We start from the raw sequence: 20,368 nt of genomic DNA on the forward strand, positions 1-20,368 counted from the left end.
CCGGCCCACCCCCGTCGCCACCCGACCCGCGTCACGTCGAGCGTGACGATCAGTAGCCGGATGTGACGGTAGGGAGCCCCGTGGGTGAGGACCACCGGCGTCACCGGTCCGGGCGCGGACCTCCACCCGACCGTGCACGCCCTGCGTCCACGCCGGCGTCCCACGCCAGGAAAGCCGCGTCGATCACCGAGGACGCGCGCCTAGGCTCGGGAGCATGACGACCGCGCTGATCGTGGTGGACGTGCAGCTGGACTTCTGCGAGGGCGGCTCGATGGGTGTCGACGGCGGGGCCGCGACCGCCGCCGCGATCAGCCGGTTCCTCGCGACCGAGGGCCGCGGGTTCGCACACGTCGTCGCCAGCCGCGATTACCACGAGGATCCGGGCGACCACTTCTCGTCGACGCCCGACTTCGTCGACACCTGGCCGCCGCACTGCCGCGTCGGGCACGCGGGCGCGGCGTTCCACCCCGACCTCGACGTCCATCGCCTCGAGGAGGTCTTCTCGAAGGGCCAGTTCGTGGCGGCCTACTCGGCGTTCGAGGGCCACGCCACGGACGGGCAGCCGCTGGCGCCGTGGCTGCGCGCGCGGGGCGTCGACGCCGTCGAGGTCGTCGGGATCGCCACCGACCACTGCGTGCGGGCGACGGCGCTCGACGCGGTGCGCGCGGGCTTCACGACCACCGTGCGCCTCGACCTCACCGCCGGCGTCCTGCCACGCACCACCGCCCGTGCGCAGGAGGAGATGGCCGGCGCCGGGGTCGCGCTCACCGGGACGCCGCGCTGACCGGCTGGACGCCGCGGCCCGCGACGCCGCCGGCCGACGTCCCCGTCCCGCCGGCGGTGACGCGGGTGGCGGGCGACGACCCGACCCGGCCGGTGTGGCGCAACGACCTCGGCGGCCTGACCTTCGCGCTGGGCACGCACCGGTACGCCAAGTGGTCACCGCCGGGAGGCGACGACCTCACCGGCGAGGCCGCGCGCCTGCGCTGGGCGGGTGCCCACGGCGCGGTCCCGGCCGTGCTCGAGGGCCGCGCCGACCTGCTCGTCACCGCCGCCCTGCCGGGACGCAGCGCCGTCGACCCGCAGTGGCTCGCCTCCCCGAGGTCGCCGTCGCCGGGCTCGGCCGGGGCCTGCGCGCGCTGCACGACGCCCTGCCCGTCGCGGGGTGCCCGTTCACGTGGTCGGCGGACGAGCGCGTCGCGGACGCCCGCCGGCGTGCCCACGAGCTCGACCCCAGCGCCTGGCACCCCGACCACCGCCACCTCACGGTCCCCGACGCGCTCGCCGCCGTCGCCGATCCCCCGCCGGTCGATCGGCTCGTCGTCTGCCAGGGCGACGCCTGCGCGCCGAACACCGTGCTCGCCGACGACGGCACGCCCGTCGGGCACGTCGACCTCGGCGCGCTCGGGGTCGCCGACCGGTGGGCCGACCTCGCCGTCGCCAGCTGGAGCACGGTGTGGAACTACGGCGCCGGCCACGAGGACGCCCTGCTCGCCGCGTACGGCGTGGCGCCGGACCCGGCGCGGACCACCTACTACCGGCTGCTCTGGGAGCTGGGTCCGTGAATCCGGTGCGTCCCGAGGGAACCGATCGGCCCGGCTCGTAGTCTGAACCGTCGTGGGGCAGACGAGCACGGCGACGGGCCCGCCCCCGGTGGCCGAGCTGCTCGCCGCAGCGGTGTCGGCCCTGGGCGGCAGCGAGCGCGAGGGCCAGCAGCAGATGGCGGGCGCGGTGGAACGGTCACTGCGCACGGGCGAGCACCTGGCGGTGCAGGCCGGGACGGGCACGGGGAAGTCCCTGGCCTACCTCGTGCCGGCGATCCGGCACGCGCTCGAGTCCGAGCAGGCCGTCGTCGTGTCGACGGCGACGATCGCCCTGCAGACCCAGCTCGTCGACCGGGACCTCCCCCGCCTGACCAAGGCCCTCCAGCCGGTGCTCGGGCGCGAGCCGACGTTCGCGATCCTCAAGGGCCGGGCCAACTACCTCTGCAAGCACAAGGTCGAGAGCGGGGCCCAGGCGGCCGCGGACGATCCCGGCGACGAGCAGCTGTTCGACCCGTTCCAGGTCTCCGCACTCGGCCGCCAGGTCACGCGGCTGCACGAGTGGGCCGAGCAGACGACCACCGGCGACCGCGACGAGCTGGTCCCCGGCGTCACCGACCGCGCGTGGCGCCAGGTGTCGGTGTCGGCCCGGGAGTGCCTCGGCGCCTCGCGCTGCCCCGTCGCCGAGGACTGCTTCTCCGAGCACGCGCGCCGCGCCGCCGGCAGCGCCGACGTCGTCGTCACCAACCACGCGATGCTCGCGATCGACGCCATCGAGGGGCGCGCGGTGCTCCCCGACCACGACGTAGTCGTCGTCGACGAGGCGCACAACCTCGTCGACCGCGTGACCTCCGTGGCCACCGGCGAGCTCACCGCGGCCGCCGTGAGCGCCGCCGCCCGCCGTTGCGGGAAGCTCGTCGACCAGGCGCTCTCCGACGCGCTGCTCGACGCGGGCGAGGGTCTCGACACCGTGCTCGCCGAGGTCGTCCCGGGACGGTGGGAGCGGCTGCCCGAGGGCGTCGGGCGGATGCTGACGGGGATCCGGGACGCGTCCTGGTCGTGCCGGCAGGCGCTCGGCCCCGACCGGGAGAAGGGCGGCCGCGACGACGACGCCACCGCACGAAAGTTCGCGCTGGCGCTGGTCGAGGAGGTGCACGACGTCGCCGGGCGCCTGCTCACGGCGTTCGACCGCGAGGACCCCGCGACCCGCCCCGACGTCGTGTGGTGCTCCGAGACCGAGCGCAACTCCACGCGGACGCGCGCGCTGCACGTCGCGCCGCTCTCGGTGGCGGGGCTGCTCGCGAGCCGGCTGTTCGGGCGCTCGACGGTGGTGCTGACGTCCGCGACGCTCGCGCTCGGGGGCTCGTTCGACGCCCTGGCGCGGCAGTGGGGTCTGCCGGCCGGGGGGCCGGCGAAGATCCAGGAACCGATCCCCGACGACGGGTCGGGCCACGATCCAACCCAGCACGCCGATAGGGACCCCGCGACCAACCTCGTCTGGCACGGCCTCGACGTCGGCTCGCCGTTCGCGCACGGCAAGGCCGGCATCCTCTACGTGGCGCGGCACCTGCCGCCGCCGGGTCGCGACGGGCTGTCGCCGGCGTGCCTCGACGAGATCGAGGCGCTCGTGCGCGCCGCGGGCGGCCGGGCGCTGGGGCTGTTCTCGTCGATGCGCGCCGCGAAGCAGGCCGCCGAGGACCTGCGCACCCGCTGGGACGGCACCGTGCTCTGCCAGGGCGACGACGCGACGGGCACGCTCGTGACGAAGTTCGCCGCCGATGTGGAGAGTGTGCTGTTCGGGACGCTGTCGCTGTGGCAGGGCGTCGACGTGCCCGGCGAGTCGCTGCAGCTCGTCATGATCGACCGCATCCCGTTCCCGCGCCCCGACGACCCGCTGGTCTCCGCGCGTCAGCGAGCGGTGGACGCGCGGGGAGGCAACGGCTTCCTCACCGTCTCGGCCACCCACGCCGCGCTGCTGCTCGCCCAGGGCGCGGGGCGCCTGCTGCGCGGGACCGGAGACCGGGGCGTGGTCGCGCTGCTCGACTCGCGCGTGGCGACGAAGCAGTACGGGGGCTTCCTGCGCGGCTCGCTGCCGCCGTTCTGGAGCACGCAGGACCCGGCAGTGGTCCGCGGGGCGCTGGAGCGGCTACGCGGGGCCTGAGGCCGGCGAGTGATCGAAGCGGCTTTCCTGGCGTTGAGTGCCAGCGTGGACGCAGGGCTTGCACTCAGAGGGCGGCGAGGAGGGCGTCGGCCAGGCGGTCGGGGGCGCCCGGGGCGCGGCGGAGGAACAGCTCGGGCTCGATGAGCTCGAGCTCCATCACCACCGGCTCGCCGTCGAGGCGCACGAGGTCCACGCGGGCGGCGACGAGGGCGTCCCGGGACACCGGCGCGCACGCCAGGGCCGCCTCGGCGACCTCGACCTCGCGGCTCGTCGGGGTGTGGTCCTCGAGCACCCCTCCGTGCTTCTCGTGGACGAGGAAGCCGCCGGCGGCCGGGAGCTTGCGCACCGCGTGCGACCACGACACCCCGATCCGGATCAGCGACACCTCGCCGTCGCGCCCGATGCTCTCGACGGCGGGCTGGACGAGCACGTCGCCGTCCGCGAGCAGCTCGGCGACGGTGTCGTGCAGGTCCTGCGCGCTGCCCAGGTGCGTGCCGCGACCGCCCGCGGAGACGGCGGGCTTGACGACGAGGGCGCCGGCCCCGAGGTCGTCGGGCACCGCCGAGCCGGCGTCGAGCAGGGTCGTCGGCACCACCGGCACCCCGGCGCCGGCGAGCTCGGTGAGGTAGCGCTTGTGGCTGTTCCACGTCAGCACGGCGAGCGGGTTGACCAGCGTCGTCGTGGCCTCGACGCCACCCGCCCAGGCCAGGAAGTCGTCGCGGCGCTCGGTGTAGTCCCAGGTGGTGCGCACGGCGACGAGGTCGGCGCCCGCCCAGTCGACGGCGTCGTCGTCCCACGGGGCGTCGGTGGCGTCGACACCCCGGGCGGCGAGCGCGTCGACCAGCGGGCGGGTCTCGATCTCGGAGCGCTCGCTGCGCACCCGGGAGCCGGCGACGACGACGCGGGTCACCGGGCCGCCACGCACGTCACCGTGCCCGGCGCGACCTCGGTGAACCCCGCGTCGCGCACCGGGGCGATCCCGTGCTCCTCCCACGCCGTGCGGCCGTCGGCGTCGGCGGCGAGCGCCTCGGTCCAGCGCGCCCAGTCCTCCCGCGAGGCCGGGCGCACCGCGGCGTCCAGCGCCCGGGCGGGGTCGGAGCCCTCGGCCGCGAGCACCGTCGCGAGGATCATGCTCGCGTGCCCGACCTGGGCGGCGGCCTTGCCGACGGTCTGCTCGACCTCGGGGCTCAGCCAGATCACGGGCCCGGCAGAAGGGGAGCACGCCGATAGGGGGCCGGGCTCGTCGGGCGGGAGGTCGGTGCCACCGATCTGGAGCCGGCGGACCTCGTGGGGCACGTCGTCGACCGGCCCGGGGACCAGCGCGCGCACCAGCTCGCCCACCGTCACGCCGTCGATCTCCTGGACCGCCCGCCAGTGCGCCGTGCGGGCGCGCCGGGAGAGCTTGCGGATGCGCCCGGCCCCGGCCCACTCCGTGACGGCGTCGAACCACGGCCCGTCGGGCCCGGCGCGCTCGTCGAGGCAGAGCGCGAGCGCGGCGGCGGCCGCCGACTCGAGCACCGCCGTCCGCGTCGGTGCGTCGCGCTCGAGGCGCAGGATCAGCGTCATCGCGCGGACGACACCGTCCTCGGGCTCGTCCTGGTCGGGAGCGACGGTGTCGACGAGCCAGGGGCACACCCGCGCCGCCAGCGGGGCGAGCGCCGGGGTCAGCGCCACCGACGTCACAGAGGCACCCGCCGCAGCAGCCCCTCGGCGGCGTCGGCGAACTCGATCTCGTCGCGGGTGACGCCCAGGATGAACAGGACGGCGTCGAGGTACGGGTAGGACAGCGCGGTGTCGGCGGCCGCGGCCACCACCGGCTTGGCGTTGAACGCCACACCGAGGCCGGCGGCCGCCAGCATGTCGAGGTCGTTGGCGCCGTCGCCGACCGCCACGGTCTGCTCGATCGGCACGCCGGCCTCCCGCGCGAAGCGCTCGAGCGCCGTCGCCTTGCCCGCGCGGTCGATGACCTCGCCGATCACCCGGCCGGTGATGCGCCCGTCGACCACCTCGAGCTCGTTCGCCGCGGCGAAGTCGAGCCCGAGGTCCTCGACGAGCCGGTCGATGATCGCGGTGAAGCCGCCGGAGACGACGCCGCAGCGGTACCCGAGGCGCTTGAGGGTGCGCACCGTCGTCCGCGCGCCCGGCGTGAGCTCCAGCTCGGCGGCGACGTCGTCGAGCGCGGTCGCCGGTAGGCCTGCGAGCGTCTGGACGCGCTTGTGCAGGGACTCCGCGAACTCGATCTCACCGCGCATCGCCGCCTCGGTGATCGCGCGGACCTCGTCCTCGCACCCGGCCCGGGCGGCGAGCATCTCGATGACCTCGCCCTGGATGAGGGTCGAGTCGACGTCGAACACGATGAGGCGCTTCGCCCGCTGGGCGAGCCCGACCCGCTGCACCGCGACGTCACAGTGGGCGCGGCGGGCCGCCGCGGCGAGGGCCTGGCGCAGCGCCGTGTCGCTGGGTGGGCCGTCGGCGGGCATCGACACCCGCAGCTCGAGCCCGGTGACCGGGTAGTCGGCGATGCGCCGCACGCGGTCGATGTTCACGCGCAGCGCCGCGAGGCCGCGGGCGACCTCCGCGAAGTTCGCCGCGGTGATCGGGCGCCCGAGCACCAGCACGACGTGGGACGAGAACGGGTGCACCGCCGACGCGTCGCCGCCGATCTCGACCGTCACCGCGAGCCCCAGCGACGGCATCGTCAGATCGAGCGCCGCCTGCAGGCGGGCCGGATCCCCGGGCAGCGTGACCAGCGCGCTCAGCGTGATCCGCCGGTGGATGGTCGCCTGCTGGACGTCGAGCATGGCGGCCTCGTACTCGGCCAGCACCGCGAACAGGGCGGCGTTGACCCCGGGGAAGTCCGGCCCGGTGACGGTCACGAGGACCGGCACCGGATCGGGCCCGCCCTCGCCCTGCGGTGAGAGCACGACCGGGGACTCCGGGAAGTCGTCGCCGGACTGGTCGTCGGGGAGCGCCCGGGTCACTTGTTCCGGGGGTCGCTGCCGGGGATGTGCTCCTGGCCGGTCTGCCCGGCCGCCGCCTCGCCGATGCTCTCGCGACCACCGACGTGCGCCTCGAGCCGGATGCGTTCGGTGAGGTGCGGGTAGTGCAGCTCGAACGCGGGCCGCTCGGAGCGGATGCGGGGGAGCTCGGTGAAGTTGTGCCGCGGCGGCGGGCACGACGTCGCCCACTCCAGCGAGTTGCCGTGGCCCCAGGGGTCGTCGACCTCCACCGGACGCCCGTAGCGGTAGCTGTGGAACGCGTTCCACAGGAACGGCAGCGTCGAGGCCCCGAGGATGAACGCCCCGATCGTGGAGATCGTGTTGAGCGTCGTGAACCCGTCGGTGGCCGCGTAGTCGGCGTAGCGGCGCGGCATGCCCTCGTTGCCCAGCCAGTGCTGCACCAGGAACGTCATGTGGAACCCGATGAACGTCAGCCAGAAGTGCACCTTGCCGATGCGCTCGTCCATCATCCGGCCGGTCATCTTCGGGAACCAGAAGTAGATGCCGGCGTAGGTGGCGAACACGATCGTGCCGAAGAGCACGTAGTGGAAGTGCGCCACGACGAAGTACGAGTCGGAGACGTGGAAGTCCAGCGGCGGGCTGGCCAGCAGGACGCCGGTGAGGCCGCCGAAGAGGAACGTCACGAGGAAGCCGACCGAGAACAGCATCGGCGTCTCGAAGGTCAGCTGCCCCTTCCACATCGTGCCGATCCAGTTGAAGAACTTGATGCCGGTGGGCACGGCGATGAGGAACGTCGTGAACGAGAAGAACGGCAGCAGCACGGCGCCGGTGGCGTACATGTGGTGGGCCCAGACGGCGACCGACAGGGCGCCGATCGACAGCGTGGCGTAGATCAGCGTCTTGTAGCCGAAGATCGGCTTGCGGCTGAACACCGGGAAGATCTCGGTGACGATGCCGAAGAAGGGCAGCGCCACGATGTAGACCTCGGGATGCCCGAAGAACCAGAACAGGTGCTGCCAGAGGATCACACCGCCGGACTCGGGTGCGAAGAGCTGCGCGCCGAGGTGGCGGTCGGCCGCCAGGCCGAGCAGCGCCGCGGTGAGGATCGGGAACGCCAGCAGCACGAGGATGACCGTCACCAGGATGTTCCAGGTGAAGATCGGCATCCGGAACATGGTCATGCCCGGGGCGCGCATGCAGACGATCGTCGTCACGAAGTTGACGCCACCGAGGATGGTGCCGAGACCGGCGACGACCAGGCCGAGGATCCAGACGTCGGCGCCGAGACCCGGCGAGTGCACGACGTCAGAGAGCGGGGTGTAGGCGAACCAGCCGAACGCGGCGGCGCCGTCCGGGGTGAAGAACCCGGACACGACGATGATCCCGCCGAAGAGGAACAGCCAGTACGAGAAGGCGTTGAGCCGCGGGAACGCGACGTCCGGGGCACCGATCTGCAGCGGGACGATGTAGTTGGCGAAGCCGAAGAGGATCGGCGTCGCGTACAGCAGCAGCATGATCGTGCCGTGCATGGTGAACAGCTGGTTGTACTGGTCCACCGAGAGGAACTGCAGGCCCGGCTGGGCCAGCTCGGCGCGCATCAGCAGCGCCATGAGCCCGCCGACCAGGAAGAACCCGAACGACGTGACCAGGTACAGGATCGCGATGTCCTTGGGGTCCGTCGTCTTGAGCATCCGCCCGACGAACGACCCGCGCTTCGTCTCCCGCGCCGGGTACGGCGTGGTCGCGATCGGCTTGGGTGCGACGGCGGTCACGAGGGCCTCCTGCTCACGATGGGTCTCCTCCACCCCGGCGGCCGTGACGGCCGCACGTGCGGACGAGGGGAATCGTAACCGCCGTGCGGCCCTGTGGCTCGCCGGGTGAGCGCTTCAACGACGATCGGTCGTAGGCGGCGGCGTGACCTGGTGGAACCACGAAAAAGGACCGTCGCCCGCAGGCGACGGTCCTCTCGTGGATGGGTGGAGCTGAGGGGACTCGAACCCCTGACCCTCACACTGCCAGTGTGATGCGCTACCAGCTGCGCCACAGCCCCATCGCCGGGAAACGGTACACGCCGGTGGACACCGCCGGACGCCGGGGGTCCCGACGTCAGAAGTCCTGGCGGCCCTGCTCCTGCTCCAGGACCGCGTCGAGGTCCTTGAGCCGGTCCATGGTGGCGACGGCCCGCGCGGTGCGCTGGTTCGCACGCAGCAGGTCCTGGTGGCGGTGCACGAACTGCCAGTAGCCGGCGGTGAACGGGCAGGCCTTCTCCCCCACCCGCACCTTGGGGTCGAAGACGCAGTCGCCGCAGTGGTCGCTCATCTTGTTGATGTAGGCGCCCCCCGAGGAGTACGGCTTCGTGGCGAGCTTCCCGCCGTCGGCGTGCTGGCTCATCCCGACCACGTTGGGCGGCATCACCCACGCGAAGCCGTCGACGAACGACGTCGTGAACCACTCGGACAGGGCACCCGGCAGGTACTCGCGCTGGAGGGCGTGGTTGCCCAGCACCATGAGCCGCGGGATGTGGTGCACCCAGCCGCGGTCGCGCACGCCCTTGAGGGTCTCCGAGAGGCACGCCGCGCTGATGGCGTCTCCGTCGAGCTCGGTCCACCACGTCGGCAGCGGCGTCCGGTGGTCCATCTCGTTGCGCGTCGAGTAGCCCTTGCCGAAGTGCCAGTACAGGTGCCAGATGTACTCGCGCCACCCGAGGATCTGGCGCACGAAGCCCTCGACGGAGTTCAGGCGCGCCTCGCCGTCGCGGTACGCCTGCTCGGCGGCGTGCACGGCCTCGAGCGGGTGCAGCACGCCGAGGTTCTGGGGCACCGAGAGCAGCGAGTGCGCCATCCACGGGTCGCCGGAGAGGATCGCGTCCTCGTAGGGCCCGAACGCGTCGAGCCGGTGCTCGATGAAGTGGCGCAGCGCCGTGCGGGCCTCGTCGGGCGTCACCGCGAACAACCGCGGACCGTCGGCCCCGACGGTCGGCAGGTCCATCCCGTCGAGGTCGTCACGGACCTGCGCGTCGATCTCGTCCTCGGTGGGCCACCAGGGGTCGGTCACGCCGAGGGTCGCCCGGTCACCCTTCTTCTCGGCTTTCGGCGGCGCCTCCCGGTTGTCGTGGTCGAGGTTCCACTTCCCCCCGACCGGCGACTCGCCCTCCATCAGCACGTCGAAGCGCCGGCGCTGGTTGCGGTAGAAGTTCTCCATCGTGAACGACGAGTCGTCACCGGCCCACGACTCGAACTCCGCGCGGGGCCGCGCGAAGGTCGTCGACGGGAGCACCGCCTCGACGAGCCCCTCCGCGCGCAGGCCCTCGACGAACTCGACGGCGGTGTGCGACGTCGGCTGGTGGACGACCACCGGGCGGCTGACCTTCTCCAGCGCCTCGCGGTAGGTCGTGGTGCGGTGGTACGTGGACCGGTCGCCGAGGTCGTCGTCGAGGTGGCGCATCCCCGAGAGCAGCAGGTGCAGCTTCTGGCGGTGGTAGCGACGTCGGCGCAGCACCGCCGACGACTCGACGAGGACGACCTCGCGCTCGGCGTGCTGGGGCAGCCCGTGCACCGCGGGGCCGAGCTGGTCGCCGAAGACCCAGAGCGGCGCCGTGGGGTCGACACCCTCGAGGGCGGCGTCGATCCCGTGGGCGTGGGTGTCGGTCACACCATCTGGGACGCCGTGCGGCGCGTCCCCGGCGCGGCGGGTCATGCGCGGCGGGTGCCCGCGTCCTCCCCCGACGAACCGCCGGCCGGATCGCCCGCCGGATCGGCCCCCGCATCGCCTGACGGACCGCTCCCCGACGGCACCCGGGCCCACACGACGAGGGCGACGAGGGCGATCGACGCGCTGAGCACGAAGGCCCCGCCGAACGACGCGTTCTCCGCCAGCGCGCCGGCCGCGACCGGTCCGACGATCGACCCGACGTCGGCGGCCATCTGGAACCCCGAGAGCGCGGGGCCCCCGGAGCGCCGCGACCCGACGATGTCGGCGACGGCGGCGCCCTGCGCGGGCTGGAGCAGGCCGGCCCCGGCGCCCGCGACGGCGGAGGCCGCGAGCAGCACGACGAGCCCCGCGGTGCCCGACAGCGTGGCCAGGGCGAGCGAGGCGGTGCCCACGGCGACGAGCGCGAGCCCGGCGATCACCACGGGGCGCCGGCCCCGGCGGTCGGACAGGCCGCTGGTGGCGAGCAGGACCAGCCCGTCACCCACCGCGAACACCGTGAGCGCGATCCCCGCCCACAGCGGCTCGCGACCCAGGGCGACGGCCACGAACAGCGGGAGCAGGCCGACGCGCACGCCCTGTACGGCCCAGCCGGTGGCGAGGCTCGAGACGAGCGCCGCGCGGTAGGTCGGCCTCCGCAGCGCCGCGCTGATCGTCAGCGGGGTCGCGTCGGGGTCCCGGGGCCGCGCGCCGACGTGCGTGGAGCGGGCCAGCAGCGTGCCGACGACGAGGGTCGCGAGCACCAGGGCCAGCGCGTAGACGATGAAGGGCGCGCGCAGGTCGACGGTGACCAGCACGCCCCCGAACGCCGGGCCGGTGACCCCGCCGAGCAGGAACGCGCCGGTGAACAGCCCACTCGCCTGCCCGCGGCGTCCGTCGGGGGCGAGCCGGAACATCAGCGAGAACGCCGAGACGGTGAACATCGTCGACCCGATGCCGCCGAGGCCGCGGAAGATCAGCAGCTGGGTGTAGCTGGTGGCCAGCGCGCAGGCGCCGGTGGACGCGGCGACGACGAGCAGGCCCGTGAGGTACATCGTGCGCTCGCCGGTGCGGGCCACCAGACGCCCCGAGATCGGCGCGAAGAGCAGGCGCATCACCGGCAGGGCACTGACCACCGCCGCCGCCGCGGTGACCCCGACCCCGAAGCTCTGCGCGAACACCGGCAGGGCCGGCGCGACGATGCCGTACCCGGCGGCGACCAGGAAGCTGCCCGCCAGCAGGGCCCAGACCTCCCAGGGCAGCGACGGTGTCGCGGCGGACGAGGCGGCGGACGAGGCGGCGTCGTCGGGAGTCGGGTCCTCGGGGGTGCGGTTCCGCTGCGGTGCGGCACCCATGGGGCTGGGGAGCTCCCTCGCTGCTCGGGGACACGGGGCCACGGGGTGGCCTGCGGCCGAGTGTGCCCTCGCACCAGTGTGCCCCCGACCGGTGTGCCCGCGCTCAGGGGCGGGCGCCGGGGGTCAGGGTGCGGCGAGGGTGGCGGGGGTGCCCGCGTTGCGGGGCGCGACCGGTGTCGTGGTGGTGCTGGTCGGGCCCGTCGTCGGCCCGGTGGTCGGCCCCGTGGTGGAGGTCGTCGTCGGCGGGACGGTCGGCGGGACCGTCGGGGGCACCACCGGCGGGACGACGGGCGGGGCCGGCAGCGTCGTGACGTCGCTGGTGATGGGGCTGGGGTCGGTACTGCGCGACGACGTCTCGCGCACGTAGGTGTCCTCGCCGTCCTCGTCCTGCGAGGTGGACGCCCCAGACGACCCCGACGACCCGTCCGGGCCCGACGACCCCGGCGGGGCGACCGCGACCGGCGGAGCGACGGGCCGGGTCGGCGTCGTCAGGTCGGACACCCCGGCCTCGCGCGGCGTCCCCGGCTCCTCGGACGCCCAGAGGAAGAGCCCGGACGCCGCCGCGACCGTCAGGGCGGCGCCGCCGAGGGCCGCGAGCTGGACGCCGCGCCCGGCCAGTCGTGCGCGCCGGCCGAAACGCGCGGGGACGCGCTCCCCTCCCGCGGCGCGGGCACCGGCGGGACGGCGACGGGCGGCGCCGTCACGGCGGGTGCCGCCGCCGCCATGGCCGGCGACGCGGCCACGAGCGGGACGATGCCGGTCTCGTCGTCGTCGACGTGGCGCAGCGCCTCCGCGACGCGGGCGAGGGTCTCGGCGGCGGTGCGAGCCGCGATCTTCCCGGCGGCCATGTCGCCGAGCGCGTGCTCGAGGGCCGGCGCCGCGGGCGCGGCCGGGTCGAGGACGGCGCCGAGCGCGCGGCCGAGGGCGGCGACGTCGTCGGCGGGGTGGGGCGGCACCGCGCCGGGCCCCTGATGGAGAGGCGGCGGATCGAGGGGCGGCGCGGGACGCAGCGCCGCGGTGAAGCCGGTGAGCCAGGCGTGCGGCGCACCGACGGTGCCGCCGAGCACCACGCTCGCGAGCCCGATCCGGCCGTGCACCACCCCGCGGGCGTGGGCGTGCGCGAGCCCGGAGGCGAGCTGTGCGCCCACCTCGGCGACGGTGATCGGCGCCCAGCGCGAGCGGTCGGACGCCGGGTCGAGGGGACGGCCGTCGACGCTCTGGAGCACCAGGGTGCTCTCGGTGCCCTCGGCGAGGCCGTCGACGTCGAACACCTCGACGAGGTGACCGTGGTGCAGGCCCGCGAGGCGCCGGACCTGCTCGGTGCGCACGACGAGGTCCTCGCCGTGCACCGGGGGCAGCGTCACCATCGCGACCTCGCGGCCCAGGACCGCGTCGAGGCCGCGCGTGGCGGCGTCGGCCGCGCCGGGACCGGCGTCCGGGGCGGGGGTGGGCGCCTCTTCCGGATCCGTCGCCCTCACCCCCTTCGTCGGTGCACGTCCGTCCGGGCAGGCTCCTCCGGACGAGTGAGCCTGTGTGCCCACGGTAGCGCCCGAGGTGACGCTGGGTCGACCGGTCCATCGGCCGGAGCCGCCCGGTCGAAAGGACGACGAGAGCGACTCCCCCCGACGACCTCGGGCCCGGAGAGCGGGTGCTCTCCGGGCCCGAGGTGTGAGGGGGGTGGAGGTGCCGGGAATCGAACCCGGGTCCTCCGATCAGCAATCAGGACTTCTCCGTGCGCAGTCCGCGACGTCTCTACTCGGATCCACCGGTCTTGCGAACGAGCCGGTGTGACGATCCCAGTCGCTGTCTGGTGTCCCGCCGAGCTCCGCGACCGAGCCCGACGGTGAGACCCCTAGCTGATGCCGGCGACCGGGCCGGGGACGAACCCGGGCCGACAGACTTCCCTACTCGCTGTCAGGCAGCGAGCTGGAAGTCGCGCTGAGAACTCTCGGCGCTTAATTCATTGCAACGCATGGTTAACGAGATCATCGTTGCCTTCCTCGGCACGCTTCTCCTGATGAACCACTCGGAGTCGAAACCAGTCACCCCCTCGGCGCCCGCACTCTGCGGACGGCCACCGATCATAACGCGCGTCGGTGCCCGGTTCATCCCGCCGTCCCATGGTCGACGCCCAGCAACCCGGCCGGCACGTCGTGGAGCACCGAGCGCAGGAACGGCGCGCCCAGCCGGTCGTCGGCGGCGGCCCACGAGGCGATCGCCGCCAGCTGCTCGGCGTAGGCGTACGGGATGTTCGGGAAGTCGGTGCCGAGCGCGACGCGGTCGGCCACGCCGGCCAGCCGCGCCGGCCAGTCGCGCGGCAGCGGTGCGAACTGCTCGGTGTAGGCGGTGCCCACCATCGTCGTGTCGAGGTGCACCCGCGGGAAGCGCTCGAGCAGGCCCAGCGCGCGCTCGTACTCGGGCAGGCCGGCGTGGGCGAGCACCGCGGTGAGGCGCGGGTGGCGCTCGAGGACCTCGGCGAAGATGTCCATGCCGGTGTGCGCGCCGGGGATCGGGCCGTCGCCGCAGTGCACGATCGCGGGCACCCCCGCCTCGGCGATCAGGCCCCAGGCGCGGTCGAGCAGCGGGTCGCGCGGGTCGTAGCCGCCGACCTGGACGTGGGCCTTCACCGCCCGGGCGCCCGCGTCGAGCGCGTCGCCGAGGTAGGTCGTCACCGACTCCTCGGGGAAGAGGGTCGCGGTCGGCACCGCCTCGGGCACCTCCGTCGCCCACTCCAGCGCCCACGACGTCAGCCACGCCGCCATCCCCGGCTTGTGCGGGTAGACCAGCGGCGCGAACGTGCGCACCCCGAACCCGCGCAGGAGGTCGATCCGCGTCTGCTCGGGCTCGCGGTAGTGGATCGGCCAGGCCCGCCCGTAGTGGGTCTCGGCCTGGTCGAAGTAGGCCCACACCTTCTGCAGCATCCGGTCGGGCAGGAAGTGCACGTGCAGGTCGACCAGGCCGTCGACGCCGGTGGCGGCCACCCAGGCCGGCACGTCGGTGTCGTCCACCGGCGGCGCCGCCAGCGGATCGCGGGCGGGACTCACCACGCCCGCGTCACCACCCCTTGATCCGCCGACCGACGATCCGCTCGGCCTCGCGCTTCGCGTCGCGCTCGGCCATCGCCTCGCGCTTGTCGTGCTTGGCCTTGCCGCGCGCGAGGGCGAGCTCGACCTTGCACAGGCCGCCGGAGAAGTAGAGCGACAGCGGGACGAGGGTGTGGCCCGTCTCGCGCGTCTTGCCGACGAGCCGCGCGATCTCCGACTTGTGCAGCAGCAGCTTGCGGACGCGCCGGGGCTCGTGGTTGGTCCAGGAGCCGAAGTCGTACTCCTGGATGTGCAGCCCGCGCAGGAAGACCTCGCCGTCGGTGACCAGCGCGAACGCGTCGTTCAGCGACACGTGCCCGGCCCGCAGGCTCTTGACCTCGGTGCCCTGCAGGGCGATGCCGGCCTCGTAGACGTCGAGGATCTCGTAGTCGTACTTCGCCTTGCGGTTCGTCGCGACGACCTTGCGGCGTTCCTCGGGGCGGTTGCTGCTGGCCTTCTTGGGAGCCGTCTTCGGTGCCATCAGCCCTCCCCTCTCTACGTGCGTACGTACAGCCGCAGGGTCACGTACCCCGTGGCGGTGGCGATCAATGCACCGACGACCACCAACACCGGTCCAACGTAACCGAGCACGTCGCTCATCCCGATCGGCGGGATCGTGTTGGCGAGCAGCCGTCCGGACATCAGACGGTCCAGGAAGAAGATCTTGCCGAGCACCAGCCCGCCGGTGGCCAACACCGCCCCGACGACGCCGGTGACCACCGCCTCGATGAGGAACGGCACCTGGGTGTACCAGCGCGTGGCGCCGACCAGCCGCATGATCCCGACCTCGGTCCGCCGGGTGAACGCCGAGAGCTGGATGGTGTTGGAGATCAGCAGGAGCGCGGCGAGGGCCTGGACGACCGCCAGCCCGAACGTCGCGTTGCGCACGCTGCCGAGGAACGAGAAGAGGTCCGCGACGGTGCTGCGCTGGTCGACGACGTTGCGCACCCCGGGCCGCCCCGTGTACTGCGTGACGATCTCCTCCCCGCGCAGCGGGTCGGCCATCGTCACGCGCAGCGTGGCGGGCAGGCTCTGGGGCCGTACGAGCTGCAGGATCGACTGCCCGGCGTAGATCCGCTGGAAGCGGGCGAAGGCGTCGTCCCGGCTCTCGTAGGACACCGACGCCACCAGCGGGTTCGCCTCGAGCTCGCCGCGCAGCCCCGTGCAGACCGGGCTCGAGCAGTCGCGGTCGTCGGCGCTGGTCGGCTCGTCGAGGGCGACCTGCACGGCGATGAGCGAGTAGTAGAGCTCCTCGGTGCGGTCGATCGTGCGCACCGCGAGCAGGCCGGCGCCGAGCAGGCCCAGCGAGATCGCTGTGGTGATCACCATCGCGATCGACATCGTCAGGTTGCGCCGCAGCCCCGCGAAGGCCTCGCGCCAGACGAACATCATGGTCAGCGAGCCACCCCGTAGACGCCCCGGGCGTCGTCGCGCGCGAGCTTGCCCGCGGAGAGCTCGACCACCCGGCGGCGCATGCTGTCGACGATCTGGCGGTCGTGCGTGGCCATCAGCACCGTCGTCCCGGTCCGGTTGATCCGCTCGAGCAGCGTCATGATCCCGGTGGACGTCTCGGGGTCGAGGTTGCCGGTGGGCTCGTCGGCGAGCAGGACCAGCGGCCGGTTCACGAAGGCCCGGGCGATCGCGACCCGCTGGGCCTCCCCACCGGAGAGCTCCGAGGGCATGCGGTCGGCCTTCCCGGCCAGGTCGACGAGGTCGAGCACCTCGGGCACGACGGTCCGGATCGTGTGCCGCGGCTTGCCGATCACCTCGAGGGCGAACGCCACGTTCTCGGCGACGGTCTTGTTCGGCAGCAGCCGGAAGTCCTGGAAGACGCAGCCCATCCGCTGGCGCAGCCGCGGCACGCGGCGGCCGGCCAGCCCGCCGACGTTCCAGTTGGCCACCCAGACGGTGCCGGAGCTCGGCACGTCCTCGCGGATCAGCAGCCTCAGGAGCGTCGACTTCCCCGACCCCGAGGGACCGATGAGGAAGGCGAACTCGCCCCGCTCGACCTCCACGCTGACGTCGTCGAGCGCCGGCCGGGCGGAGGTCGGGTAGACCTTCGAGACGTTCTCCAGCCGGATCACGGCCGGGAATGCTACTGCGCCGGAGATCCGCCGCTCGTCACGCGGCGGCTTCGCTCTGCTTGCGCCAGCGGATGCCGGCGTCGAGGAAGTCGTCGATGAAGCCGTCGAGCACCTGCGAGGTCTGCGACGTCTCGTGGTTGGTCCGCAGGTCCTTGACCATCTGGTACGGGTGCAGGACGTAGGAGCGCATCTGGTTGCCCCAGCTCGACCCGGAGTCCTTGAGGGAGTCGAGCAGGGCCCGCTCCTCCTCCTTGCGCCGGGCCAGCAGCTTCGCGGCCAGCACGGCCATCGCCGACGCCTTGTTCTGCAGCTGCGAGCGCTCGTTCTGGCAGGACACCACGATGCCGGTGGGCAGGTGGGTCAGCCGGACCGCGGAGTCGGTGGTGTTGACGCCCTGACCACCGGGCCCCGACGAGCGGTAGACGTCGACGCGCAGGTCCTTCTCGTCGATCTCGACGTGGTCGGTCGACTCCACGACGGGGGCCACCTCGACACCGGCGAACGAGGTCTGGCGTCGGCCCTGGTTGTCGAACGGCGAGATCCGGACCAGCCGATGGGTGCCCTGCTCCACCGAGAGGGTGCCGTAGGCGTACGGCGCGGACACCTTGAACGTGGCCGACTTGATGCCGGCCTCCTCGGCGTACGACGTGTCGTAGACCTCGGTCGGGTAGCCGTGGCGCTCCGCCCAGCGCAGGTACATGCGCATGAGCATCTCGGCGAAGTCCGCGGCGTCGACGCCGCCGGCCTCGGCCCGGACGGTGACCAGCGCGTCACGCTCGTCGTACTCGCCGGAGAGCAGCGTGCGCACCTCGAAGGCCGCGACGTCGGCGAGCAGCGCGGCACGCTCGGTGTCGGCCTCGGCGCGCAGGTCGGTGGAGTCCTGACCCGCCTCCTCGTCCGCCATCTCGTAGAGCGTGCCGAGGTCGTCGAGGCGCGAGCGCAGCGATTCGGCCCGCTTGAGGTCGGCCTGCTTGTGCGTGAACGCGCTGGTCAGCTTCTGCGCGGTCGCGACGTCGTCCCAGAGATCGGGTGCCTGGACCTGCTGCTCGAGCTCGGCCACCTCACGCCGCAGACCGTCGAGGTCCATCGCCGCCTCGACACTGTCCAGGGAGGCGGCGAGGTCCTTCAGCTCGGTCGCGGTCGTGTCATCCACTCCCCCAGCGTAATCGCCCGGTCTCCCGGCACCTCCGTGCCAGCATCGCGAGAACGAGAGCACTGCTCTTGCACTCTGTCCCGCCGAGGTGCATGCTCGATTGCGAGAGCGCTGCTCTCGCTTCACGTCTCGCCCCTCAGGAGGCAGCCATGCACCCCACCGTCCTCGTCACCGGCGCCACGGGCGCCACCGGCGCCGCCCTGCTCACCGCGCTCGAGGGCCGGGACGTCACCCCGCGGGTGATGGTCCGCGACCCCGAGCAGGCGGCGCGCTTCCCCGGGGACGTCGCGGTCGCCGACCTCGACGACGGGGCCGCGGTGGCCCGCGCGCTCGAGGGCGTCGACGCCGCCTACCTCGTGACCCCGTCCTCGGAGCAGGCCGCGGAGCGCCAGATCCGGTTCGCCGACGCGGCCGTGGCGACCGGCGTGCGACGCCTCGTCGTGCTCTCCCAGTTCGCCGCGCGCCCGGACTCGCCGGTGCGCTTCCTGCGCTGGCACGCCGAGGTCGAGGCGCACCTGGCGACCCTGCCGATCGAGCGGGTGGTCCTGCGCCCCAACCTCTTCTTCCAGGGTCTGCTCGCCTTCGCGGAGCAGATCGCCCGGACCGGGCGCTTCGCCGCCCCGATCGGCGACGCCGCGGTCAGCGCCGTCGACGTCCGCGACATCGGCGCGGTCGCCGCCGCGACCCTGGTCGAGCCGGGGCACGCCGGCGCGACCTACACGCTGACCGGCCCCCGCGCGGTGACCCACCCGGAGATCGCCGCCGCACTGTCGGCCGCGACGGGGCGCCCGGTCGCGTTCGACGACGTCACGCCCGCCGCGTTCGCCGAGGCGCTGGCGTGGTTCCTGCCCCCGTGGGGGCTCGCGGGGCTCGTCGAGGACTACGCCCACTACGCGCGGGGCGAGGCCGCCCTCGTGGACCCGGCGATCGAGCAGGTCACCGGTCGCCCGGCCATCGACATCACCGACTTCGCCCGCGACCACGCCGGCGCGTTCACCGGCGCCGGCGCGGCCTGATCACGTCCCGACCACGAACGCCTCCCGCTCCGCCGCCGTGCCCTCGCGCATCGCGAGGACGGCGGCGAGCGTGATCAGGCAGACGACGACCATGTACACCGACACCGACAGCGACGTCCCGGTCGCACCGATCAGCGCTTGCGCGATGAGCGGCGCGAACCCGCCGCCGAGCACCGCGCCGATCGCGTAGGCGAAGGACGCGCCGCTGTAGCGCACGTCGGCCGGGAAGAGCTCCGCGTACGCCGCGGCCTGCGGGCCGTAGGTCAGCCCGAGTCCGACGCCGAGCACGGCGACCGCGAGCAGCATGAGCGGCAGCGACGCCGTGTCGAGCAGCAGGAAGAAGGGGAACGACCAGACGAGCAGGGCGATGGTGCCGATGAGGTAGACGCGCCGCCGCCCGACCCGGTCCGACCACGCGCCGGACCAGACGATCGCGACGCCCCACACGACCGCGCCCACGATCCCGACGGCGAGCATCGTCGAACTCGGGAGCCCCAGGACGCGGGTGCCGTACGACGTGATGAAGGCGATCAGCAGGTAGCCGATCATGTTGTTGGCGATGAACAGCCCGATCGCGACGAGCAGGGCGCGGGGCTGGTCGCGCAGCACCGTGAGCATCGGCGCGGACCGGCGGGCGCGCTGCGAGCGCAGCTTCGCGAACACCGGGCTCTCGTCCACCCGGGCCCGGACGAAGAGGCCCACGCCGATCAGCACCACCGAGAGCAGGAACGGGATGCGCCAGCCCCAGGACAGGAACTGCTCCTTGGTGGTCGACGTCGACACCACGAGGAACACCAGGTTGGCGAGGATCAGCCCGATCGGCACGCCGACCTGGGGATACGTGCCGAAGAACCCGCGCCGGCCCGGCGGGGCGTGCTCGACGGCCATGAGCGCGGCGCCGCCCCACTCGCCGCCCGCCGAGAGGCCCTGCAGCAGGCGCAGCACGAGCAGCAGGATCGGGGCGGCGACGCCGATGCTCGCGTAGGTGGGCAGCAGGCCGACGCCCACCGTCGACAGTCCCATGATCAGCAGGGTGGCCACGAGCATGCGCTTGCGCCCGACCCGGTCGCCGAGGTGGCCCGCGATCACCCCGCCCAGCGGGCGGGCGACGAAGCTGACGCCGATGGTCGCGAACGAGGCGAGCAGCGCGGTGGCCGGGTCGAGCGCGGTGAAGAACAGCTGGCTGAACACCAGCCCCGCCGCGCTGGCGTAGATGAAGAAGTCGTACCACTCGACCGTGGTGCCGACGAGGCTCGCGAGCGCGACCCGGCGTACCGCAGCGGGGTCCTCGGTGGACGTCGGCGGGCTCTGCGTCATCGCGGGCTCCC

General features: G+C 73.6%; 18 protein-coding genes, 1 tRNA gene and 1 other RNA gene. 5 read left to right on the plus strand and 15 right to left on the minus strand.

Annotated features, from left to right (window positions below; translation table 11 throughout):
• Nucleotides 1-214: 214 nt before the first annotated feature.
• The 3 genes from ACQPYN_RS25140 (at nt 215) to ACQPYN_RS25150 (ending at nt 3,702) form a co-directional block, all read left to right on the plus strand.
• Complete coding sequence (locus tag ACQPYN_RS25140; protein WP_433029002.1) at nt 215-784, plus strand: isochorismatase family protein; 570 nt, start codon at nt 215-217, stop codon at nt 782-784.
• Nucleotides 785-1,085: 301 nt separating this feature from the next.
• Nucleotides 1,086-1,565, plus strand: a complete 480-nt coding sequence (locus ACQPYN_RS25145; protein ID WP_433029004.1) for a phosphotransferase — start codon at nt 1,086-1,088, stop codon at nt 1,563-1,565.
• 52 nt (nt 1,566-1,617) lie between these two features.
• Complete coding sequence (locus tag ACQPYN_RS25150) at nt 1,618-3,702, plus strand: ATP-dependent DNA helicase (protein ID WP_433029006.1); 2,085 nt, start codon at nt 1,618-1,620, stop codon at nt 3,700-3,702.
• Nucleotides 3,703-3,766: 64 nt separating this feature from the next.
• Here ACQPYN_RS25150 and ACQPYN_RS25155 read toward each other — a convergent pair whose 3' ends face one another.
• From ACQPYN_RS25155 to ACQPYN_RS25185, 7 genes are all read right to left on the minus strand, one after another.
• Entirely contained in the window at nt 3,767-4,612 is an 846-nt protein-coding gene (locus tag ACQPYN_RS25155; protein ID WP_433029008.1) for an ATP-grasp domain-containing protein, read from the minus strand.
• On the minus strand, nt 4,609-5,385 hold the full coding sequence (locus ACQPYN_RS25160; RefSeq protein ID WP_433029010.1) for a peptidyl-tRNA hydrolase: 777 nt from the start codon (nt 5,383-5,385) through the stop codon (nt 4,609-4,611). Before ACQPYN_RS25160 ends, ACQPYN_RS25155 begins: the two co-directional genes overlap by 4 nt.
• Nucleotides 5,382-6,626: a phosphoserine phosphatase SerB gene (serB, locus tag ACQPYN_RS25165; protein ID WP_433039031.1), complete on the minus strand. Its 1,245-nt coding sequence runs from the start codon at nt 6,624-6,626 to the stop codon at nt 5,382-5,384. The genes ACQPYN_RS25160 and serB overlap by 4 nt, the downstream gene beginning before the upstream one ends.
• A gap of 53 nt (nt 6,627-6,679) precedes the next feature.
• Complete coding sequence (gene ctaD / locus ACQPYN_RS25170; RefSeq protein ID WP_433029012.1) at nt 6,680-8,434, minus strand: aa3-type cytochrome oxidase subunit I; 1,755 nt, start codon at nt 8,432-8,434, stop codon at nt 6,680-6,682.
• A 205-nt stretch (nt 8,435-8,639) separates the two neighbouring features.
• Nucleotides 8,640-8,712, minus strand: a tRNA-Ala gene (locus tag ACQPYN_RS25175).
• A gap of 56 nt (nt 8,713-8,768) precedes the next feature.
• Complete coding sequence (locus ACQPYN_RS25180; protein WP_433029014.1) at nt 8,769-10,313, minus strand: cryptochrome/photolyase family protein; 1,545 nt, start codon at nt 10,311-10,313, stop codon at nt 8,769-8,771.
• A gap of 41 nt (nt 10,314-10,354) precedes the next feature.
• Nucleotides 10,355-11,704, minus strand: a complete 1,350-nt coding sequence (locus tag ACQPYN_RS25185; RefSeq protein ID WP_433029016.1) for an MFS transporter — start codon at nt 11,702-11,704, stop codon at nt 10,355-10,357.
• A 148-nt stretch (nt 11,705-11,852) separates the two neighbouring features.
• Between ACQPYN_RS25185 and ACQPYN_RS25190 the strand changes: the two genes are divergently transcribed.
• Nucleotides 11,853-12,071, plus strand: a complete 219-nt coding sequence (locus tag ACQPYN_RS25190) for a hypothetical protein (RefSeq protein ID WP_433029017.1) — start codon at nt 11,853-11,855, stop codon at nt 12,069-12,071.
• A gap of 202 nt (nt 12,072-12,273) precedes the next feature.
• Here the strand turns inward: ACQPYN_RS25190 and ACQPYN_RS25195 are convergent, their stop codons facing one another.
• From ACQPYN_RS25195 to prfB, 7 genes are all read right to left on the minus strand, one after another.
• Nucleotides 12,274-13,182 carry a hypothetical protein gene (locus ACQPYN_RS25195; protein ID WP_433029018.1) on the minus strand — a complete coding sequence of 303 codons (909 nt, stop codon included), beginning with the start codon at nt 13,180-13,182 and terminating at the stop codon, nt 12,274-12,276.
• A 197-nt stretch (nt 13,183-13,379) separates the two neighbouring features.
• Nucleotides 13,380-13,754: a transfer-messenger RNA gene (gene ssrA / locus ACQPYN_RS25200) on the minus strand.
• A gap of 55 nt (nt 13,755-13,809) precedes the next feature.
• Entirely contained in the window at nt 13,810-14,748 is a 939-nt protein-coding gene (locus ACQPYN_RS25205) for an amidohydrolase family protein (protein ID WP_433039033.1), read from the minus strand.
• Nucleotides 14,749-14,758: 10 nt separating this feature from the next.
• Nucleotides 14,759-15,268 (minus strand): SsrA-binding protein SmpB, encoded by a 510-nt coding sequence (gene smpB, locus ACQPYN_RS25210; RefSeq protein WP_433029020.1) that lies wholly within the window; start codon nt 15,266-15,268, stop codon nt 14,759-14,761.
• A 14-nt stretch (nt 15,269-15,282) separates the two neighbouring features.
• Complete coding sequence (gene ftsX, locus ACQPYN_RS25215; RefSeq protein ID WP_433029022.1) at nt 15,283-16,179, minus strand: permease-like cell division protein FtsX; 897 nt, start codon at nt 16,177-16,179, stop codon at nt 15,283-15,285.
• A 2-nt stretch (nt 16,180-16,181) separates the two neighbouring features.
• Complete coding sequence (ftsE, locus tag ACQPYN_RS25220) at nt 16,182-16,871, minus strand: cell division ATP-binding protein FtsE (protein ID WP_433029024.1); 690 nt, start codon at nt 16,869-16,871, stop codon at nt 16,182-16,184.
• 37 nt (nt 16,872-16,908) lie between these two features.
• On the minus strand, nt 16,909-18,024 hold the full coding sequence (gene prfB / locus ACQPYN_RS25225; protein ID WP_274188283.1) for a peptide chain release factor 2: 1,116 nt from the start codon (nt 18,022-18,024) through the stop codon (nt 16,909-16,911).
• Nucleotides 18,025-18,173: 149 nt separating this feature from the next.
• Here prfB and ACQPYN_RS25230 point away from each other — a divergent pair, with 149 nt between their 5' ends.
• Nucleotides 18,174-19,040 (plus strand): NmrA family NAD(P)-binding protein, encoded by an 867-nt coding sequence (locus ACQPYN_RS25230; RefSeq protein ID WP_433029026.1) that lies wholly within the window; start codon nt 18,174-18,176, stop codon nt 19,038-19,040.
• On the opposite strand, the gene ACQPYN_RS25235 is transcribed toward ACQPYN_RS25230, so the two are convergent.
• A complete protein-coding gene (locus ACQPYN_RS25235; RefSeq protein ID WP_433029028.1) occupies nt 19,041-20,357 on the minus strand; it encodes an MFS transporter in 1,317 nt (438 codons plus the stop codon).
• Nucleotides 20,358-20,368 lie beyond the last annotated feature (11 nt).

It is taken from the genome of Actinomycetospora sp. CA-053990, assembly GCF_050948445.1.
In the GTDB taxonomy this organism is placed as follows: domain Bacteria; phylum Actinomycetota; class Actinomycetes; order Mycobacteriales; family Pseudonocardiaceae; genus Actinomycetospora; species Actinomycetospora callitridis.

Coding starts and splice junctions, on each gene's coding strand:
- ACQPYN_RS25230 (WP_433029026.1), top strand. CDS start 18,174: ATGCACCCCACCGTCCTCGTCACCGGCGCCACGGGCGCCACCGGCGCC.
- ftsX (WP_433029022.1), bottom strand. CDS start 16,179: ATGATGTTCGTCTGGCGCGAGGCCTTCGCGGGGCTGCGGCGCAACCTG.
- ACQPYN_RS25235 (WP_433029028.1), bottom strand. CDS start 20,357: ATGACGCAGAGCCCGCCGACGTCCACCGAGGACCCCGCTGCGGTACGC.
- ACQPYN_RS25140 (WP_433029002.1), top strand. CDS start 215: ATGACGACCGCGCTGATCGTGGTGGACGTGCAGCTGGACTTCTGCGAG.
- smpB (WP_433029020.1), bottom strand. CDS start 15,268: ATGGCACCGAAGACGGCTCCCAAGAAGGCCAGCAGCAACCGCCCCGAG.
- ACQPYN_RS25185 (WP_433029016.1), bottom strand. CDS start 11,704: ATGGGTGCCGCACCGCAGCGGAACCGCACCCCCGAGGACCCGACTCCC.